Genomic DNA, 5617 nt, shown 5'->3' on the forward strand with positions numbered 1-5617 from the left:
GGCCGGGCCGCGCCGACCTGGGCGCCCTGATCGACATGCTGAACCGGCCACCCCGGCGGCGGGGCGTGGCCGTGGTGATCTCCGACTTCCTTGCGCCGGTGGAGAGCTGGGCCCGCCCGGTCAAGAAGTTGGCGGTGCGCCATGACGTGCTGGCGATCGAGGTGGTCGACCCACGTGAGCTGGAGCTTCCGGATGTCGGGGTGCTGACCCTGGCCGATCCGGAGTCCGGCGCGCTGCACGAGGTGCAGACGTCGGATGCGAGACTGCGCCATCGGTACGCCGAGGCGGCCGGGCAGCAGCGGGCCGCGATCGCCCGTGCGCTGCGTGCGGCCGGCGCCAGCCATCTGCGGCTGCGCACCGACACCGACTGGCTGCTCGACATGGTCCGCTTCGTGGCCGCTCAGCGCCACGCCCGTACCCGAGGGACCACACGATGATCCGTTTCCTGGAGCCGTGGTGGCTGCTGACCCTGCTGCCGGTCCTGGCGATGGCCGGGGCGTACGTCTGGCGGCAGTTCCGTAAGCGGCAGTACGCGATGCGGTTCACCAACGTCGACCTGCTGCGGACCGTGGCGCCGAAGGGGTTGGGCTGGCGTCGGCACGTACCCGCGACCGCGTTCCTGCTGGCCCTGCTGGTGCTGGCCGGTGCGCTGGCCCGTCCGGCGATGGACACCCGGGAGCCGCTGGAGCGGGCCACGATCATGCTGGCCATCGACGTGTCGCTGTCGATGCAGGCAGACGACGTGGCGCCCAGCCGGCTGGAGGCCGCGCAGGAGGCGGCCAAGCAGTTCGTCGGGGAACTGCCCGAGAGCTACAACGTCGGGCTGGTGTCGTTCGCGAAGTCGGCCAACGTGCTGGTGCCGCCGACCAAGGACCGCCCGGCGGTGACCAGTGCCATCGACGGGCTGGTGCTGGCCGAGGCGACCGCCACCGGTGAGGCGGTCTTCACCTGCCTGGAGGCGATCCGCTCGGTGCCGGCCGACGGTGCGGCGGGTATCCCGCCGGCCCGGATCGTGCTGCTCTCCGACGGCTTCCGCACGGCCGGTCGGTCGGTGGAGGAGGCGGCTGCGGCGGCGCAGGCGGCGAACGTACCGGTCTCCACCATCGCCTTCGGCACCGACACCGGGCACGTGGACATCGGTGGGCAGTTGCAGCGGGTGCCGGTGGACCGGATGGCGTTGGCCGAGTTGGCCGAGACGACCGAGGGCTACTTCTACGAGGCGGCCACGGTCACCGAGCTCAAGCAGGTGTACCAGGACATGGGCAGCTCGATCGGTTTCCGGACCGAGGCGCGGGAGATCACCCAGTGGTACGCCGGCATCGCCCTGTTGCTGGCGCTCTGCGCCGGGGCGTTCAGCCTGCTCTGGTCGTCCCGGATGCTCTGACCGGCGCGGCCGGTCCCGGATGCTCTGACCGGCGTGGTCGTGCGGTCGGGGCGCGTGGTCAGTGGGTGCTGCTGGCCAGCACGAAGAGCACGGCCACCCAGACGGCGGCGAGGGTGAAGCCCAGCGGGGCGACGTAACGGCTCATGGAACGCTCCGGGTGGCGACGGCGGTCCGGGCGGGGTGGACCGCGTGGGGGTGGATCGAGGAGGCGCACACGAAGTCGTGACCGAACGGCTTCCGGTCGCACCCGCGCGTTCCGTCGCCCCGGCGGGTGGGCCGGGCGGTGGCGCAGGGGGTGCGTGGGGAGCGGGGCCAGATCAGGCGGAGCGGTGCTCAGCGTGACTGGCGGTCGGCCCGGCCACGACTGGGAGGATCGCTATCTCGCACAGCGATCACCTCCTGCGGTCGGGGTCCGGACGAGCGGTGCCGCCGGGCGGCCCGCAAACGCGATGATCGTACACCCGTGGTGGCGTACCGGCCCACTCGGCCGACCGCACCGGCGGCCCGGCTCCGATCGGCGCGGATGGTGCCGGTGTCGGGCGGGGCGGGTTAGTGATTACCGTGCGGTAGCGCCTAGTCTCCAACCCGCAGCGATCTTCCGGAGAGGACCCACCGTGTCTCGAACTGTGCTGGTTACCGGCGGCAACCGCGGAATCGGTCTGGCCATCGCCCAGGCGTTCGCCAAGCAGGGCGACCGGGTGGCGATCACCCACCGGGGCAGCGGGGCGCCGGAGGGGCTGTTCGGTGTGCGGTGCGACATCACCGACGCCGAGTCGGTCGACGCCGCGTTCACCGCCGTCGAGGCCGAGCTGGGCCCGGTCGAGGTGCTGGTCGCCAACGCCGGCATCACCGACGACACGCTGCTGATGCGGATGTCCGAGGAGCAGTTCACCGGGGTGCTCGACACCAACCTCACCGGCGCGTTCCGCTGCGCCAAGCGGGCCTCGTCCAAGATGCTCCGGGCCAAGTTCGGCCGGATGATCTTCATCTCGTCGGTGATCGGGCTCTACGGCGGCGCCGGCCAGGTCAACTACGCGGCCAGCAAGGCCGGCCTGGTGGGGGTGGCCCGGTCGATCACCCGGGAGCTGGGCAGCCGCAACATCACCGCGAACGTGGTCGCACCGGGCTTCATCGACACCGAGATGACCGCCGCCCTGCCCGAGGAGCGCCGTACCGAGTACCGCAAGGTCATCCCGGCCGGGCGGTTCGCCGCGCCGGACGAGGTCGCCGGGGTGGTCACCTGGCTCGCCTCGGACGCCGCCGGCTACATCTCCGGTGCCGTCATCCCGGTCGACGGCGGCCTCGGCATGGGTCACTGAGAACGTACGGAGGAAGCCAACACATGTCAGGACTGCTCGCCGGTAAGCGGCTGCTCGTCACCGGCGTCATCACCGACGCCTCGATCGCCTTCTCGGTGGCGAAGCTCGCCCAGGACAACGGCGCCCAGGTCGTGCTCACCGGCTACGGTCGACTCTCGCTGGTCGAGCGGATCGCCCGGCGGCTGCCCCAGCCGGCGCCGATCATCGAGCTGGACGTGACCAGCCCGGAGCAGCTCGCCGGCCTGGCCGACCAGGTACGCGAGCACGTCGACGGCCTCGACGGGGTGGTCCACTCGATCGGCTTCGCCCCGCAGAGCTGCCTCGGCGGCGGCTTCCTCGACGCCTCCTGGGAGGACGTGGCGACCGCGCTGCACGTCTCCACGTACTCCTACAAGTCGCTGGCCATGGCGGCGCTGCCGCTGATGTCGCCGGGCGGCTCGGTGGTCGGGCTGACCTTCGACGCCACCAAGGCGTGGCCGGTCTACGACTGGATGGGGGTGGCCAAGGCCGGGCTGGAGTCCGCCTCCCGCTACCTCGCGCTGCACCTGGGCAAGAAGGGCATCCGCAGCAACCTGGTCGCCGCCGGGCCGCTGCGCACGATGGCCGCGAAGTCCATCCCCGGCTTCGAGCAGTTCGAGCAGGCGTGGACCGAGCGGGCCCCGCTCGGCTGGAGCCTCACCGACCAGGAGCCGGCCGCCCGCGCCTGCCTGGCCCTGATGTCGGACTGGTTCCCGGCCACCACCGGCGAGATCGTCCACGTCGACGGCGGTTACCACGCCCTGGGCGCCTGAGCCGCACGCGGGGGCCCCGGACCGGGGCCCCCACGTAACCTGCGGGACCAGGGGCCGTCGTCAGGCCGTCGCCGACCGCGGGGGAGAATGACCCCATGTCGTACGACGCATTGGTGCTGGTCTCCTTCGGTGGCCCGGAGCGGCCCGAGGACGTGCTGCCCTTCCTGGAGAACGTGACCCGGGGGCGGGGGGTGCCGCCCGAGCGGCTGGCCGAGGTCGCCGAGCACTACCTGCACTTCGGCGGGGTCTCCCCGATCAACCAGCAGTGCCGCGAGCTGCTCGCCGCGATCCGGGCCGACCTCGCCGCGCACGACGTCGACCTGCCCGTCTACTGGGGCAACCGGAACTGGGACCCGATGCTCGCCGACACCGTGGCGCAGATGCGCGACGACGGGATCACCCGGGCGCTGGCGTTCGTCACCAGCGCGTACGGCGGCTACTCGTCGTGCCGGCAGTACCAGGAGGACATCGCCGCCGCGCGGGCCGCCGTCGGCCCGGACGCCCCGGTGATCGACAAGCTGCGCCCGTTCTGGGACCACCCGGGCTTCGTCGAGCCGCACGCCGACGCGGTGCGCTCGGCGCTGGCCCAGCTCGACCCGGCCCGGCGGGACACCACCCGGCTGGTCTTCACCGCGCACTCCATCCCCACCTCGGCGGCGGCCACCGCCGGCCCGCACGGCGGCCGGTACACCGCGCAGCTGGCGGAGACCGCCCGCCTGGTGCACGCCGCCGCCGCACCCGACCTGCCCTACGACCTGGTCTGGCAGAGCCGCTCCGGCCCGCCGCAGGTGCCCTGGCTGGAGCCGGACGTCAACGACCACCTGACCGCCCTCGCCGGGCAGGGGGTGACCGGTGTGGTGGTCAGCCCGATCGGGTTCGTCTCGGACCACCTGGAGGTGGTCTGGGACCTCGACACCGAGGCGTCCGAGACGGCCAAGCAGCTCGGCCTGGACTTCGTCCGGGCGGGCACCCCCGGCACCGACCCGAGGTTCGTGGCGATGGTGCGCGAACTGGTGGCCGAACGCACCACGCCCGACGGGCCGGCGACCCGCCGCCGCCTCGGTGAGCTGCCGATGTGGGACACCTGCCCGACCCCGTGCTGCGTGCCGGCCGCCCGCCGCCCCTGATGCCGACGACCCGCCCTCCCCGACACCCCCTTGGGACGACAGATGCTTGACCGCAAGCCGGTGCAGAGCTGGCTCACCGACATGGACGGCGTGCTGGTGCACGAGGGCCAGCCGGTGCCCGGCGCGCCGGAGTTCGTCAACCGGCTCCGGTCCTCCGGTAAGCCCTTCCTGGTGCTCACCAACAACTCCATCTACACCCCGCGTGATCTCCAGGCCCGGCTGACCCGGATGGGGTTCGAGGTGCCCGAGGAGGCGATCTGGACGGCGGCGCTGGCCACCGCCCAGTTCCTCGCCGACCAGCGGCCGGGCGGCACCGCGTACGTGATCGGGGAGGCGGGGCTGACCACCGCGCTGCACGCCGTCGGTTACGTGCTGACCGACTTCGCCCCGGACTACGTGGTGCTGGGGGAGACCCGCACCTACAGCTTCGAGGCGATCACCAAGGCGGTCCGGCTGATCAACGACGGGGCGCGGTTCATCTGCACCAACCCGGACGTCACCGGCCCGTCGGTGGAGGGCGCGCTGCCCGCCGCCGGGTCGGTCGCCGCGATGATCTCGAAGGCGACCGGGGTGGAGCCGTACTTCGTCGGCAAGCCGAACCCGATGATGATGCGCTCGGCGTTGAACACCATCAACGCCCACTCGGAGAGCACCGCGATGATCGGTGACCGGATGGACACCGACATCCTGTGCGGCCTGGAGGCGGGGCTGGAGACGATCCTGGTGCTCACCGGGATCAGCACCCGGGCCGAGACGGAACGTTACCCGTACCGGCCGTCGCGCATCGTCGACTCGGTGCTCGACCTGATCGACGAGATCTGACCCGTACCGGCCCGCCCGGCCGGGTGCGGGCGGGGCCCGGTGCGGGCGGGCGCGGTCAGGGACGCAGCGGGGCGTTGCAGGCGGCGACCAGCGCCTGCCGGCAGGCGGGGGTGAGCGGGCGCAGCGCCGCGTCGCGCTGCTGCGCCGCATGGTTGTTGATCGCCCCGCCGGGGG

Annotated in this window: 6 protein-coding genes and 1 pseudogene; 6 read left to right on the forward strand and 1 reads right to left on the reverse strand. The window is 72.5% G+C overall.

The annotated features are described in order from the left end of the window. Positions 1-437, forward strand: a pseudogene (locus tag ACOJTC_RS16045) (DUF58 domain-containing protein); the annotation flags it as partial. Further along, a complete protein-coding gene (locus tag ACOJTC_RS16050) occupies positions 434-1384 on the forward strand; it encodes a VWA domain-containing protein (protein ID WP_420117479.1) in 951 nt (316 codons plus the stop codon). The pseudogene ACOJTC_RS16045 and the gene ACOJTC_RS16050, both read left to right, overlap by 4 nt. Positions 1385-1442: 58 nt before the next feature. On the opposite strand, the gene ACOJTC_RS16055 is transcribed toward ACOJTC_RS16050, so the two are convergent. Then, the gene (locus ACOJTC_RS16055) at positions 1443-1598 is read right to left on the reverse strand and encodes a hypothetical protein (RefSeq protein ID WP_161595013.1); all 156 of its coding nucleotides are present in this window, start codon (positions 1596-1598) and stop codon (positions 1443-1445) included. 400 nt (positions 1599-1998) lie between these two features. On the opposite strand from ACOJTC_RS16055, the gene ACOJTC_RS16060 reads away from it, so the two are divergent. The 4 genes from ACOJTC_RS16060 (at position 1999) to ACOJTC_RS16075 (ending at position 5443) form a co-directional block, all read left to right on the forward strand. Continuing rightward, complete coding sequence (locus ACOJTC_RS16060; protein ID WP_420117480.1) at positions 1999-2703, forward strand: beta-ketoacyl-ACP reductase; 705 nt, start codon at positions 1999-2001, stop codon at positions 2701-2703. 23 nt (positions 2704-2726) lie between these two features. Further along, complete coding sequence (gene fabI, locus ACOJTC_RS16065) at positions 2727-3494, forward strand: enoyl-ACP reductase FabI (RefSeq protein WP_204926147.1); 768 nt, start codon at positions 2727-2729, stop codon at positions 3492-3494. A gap of 95 nt (positions 3495-3589) precedes the next feature. Continuing rightward, positions 3590-4621: a ferrochelatase gene (locus tag ACOJTC_RS16070; RefSeq protein WP_420117481.1), complete on the forward strand. Its 1032-nt coding sequence runs from the start codon at positions 3590-3592 to the stop codon at positions 4619-4621. 42 nt (positions 4622-4663) lie between these two features. Then, the gene (locus ACOJTC_RS16075; RefSeq protein ID WP_088645665.1) at positions 4664-5443 is read left to right on the forward strand and encodes an HAD-IIA family hydrolase; all 780 of its coding nucleotides are present in this window, start codon (positions 4664-4666) and stop codon (positions 5441-5443) included. Positions 5444-5617 lie beyond the last annotated feature (174 nt).

It is taken from the genome of Micromonospora sp., from assembly GCF_048594385.1.
Taxonomy (GTDB): Bacteria; Actinomycetota; Actinomycetes; order Mycobacteriales; family Micromonosporaceae; genus Micromonospora; species Micromonospora wenchangensis.

What these genes read in the sequence shown, in the direction of transcription:
- fabI (WP_204926147.1), top strand. Translation starts at nt 2,727, where the DNA reads ATGTCAGGACTGCTCGCCGGTAAGCGGCTGCTCGTCACCGGCGTCATC.
- ACOJTC_RS16050 (WP_420117479.1), top strand. Translation starts at nt 434, where the DNA reads ATGATCCGTTTCCTGGAGCCGTGGTGGCTGCTGACCCTGCTGCCGGTC.
- ACOJTC_RS16075 (WP_088645665.1), top strand. Translation starts at nt 4,664, where the DNA reads ATGCTTGACCGCAAGCCGGTGCAGAGCTGGCTCACCGACATGGACGGC.
- ACOJTC_RS16070 (WP_420117481.1), top strand. Translation starts at nt 3,590, where the DNA reads ATGTCGTACGACGCATTGGTGCTGGTCTCCTTCGGTGGCCCGGAGCGG.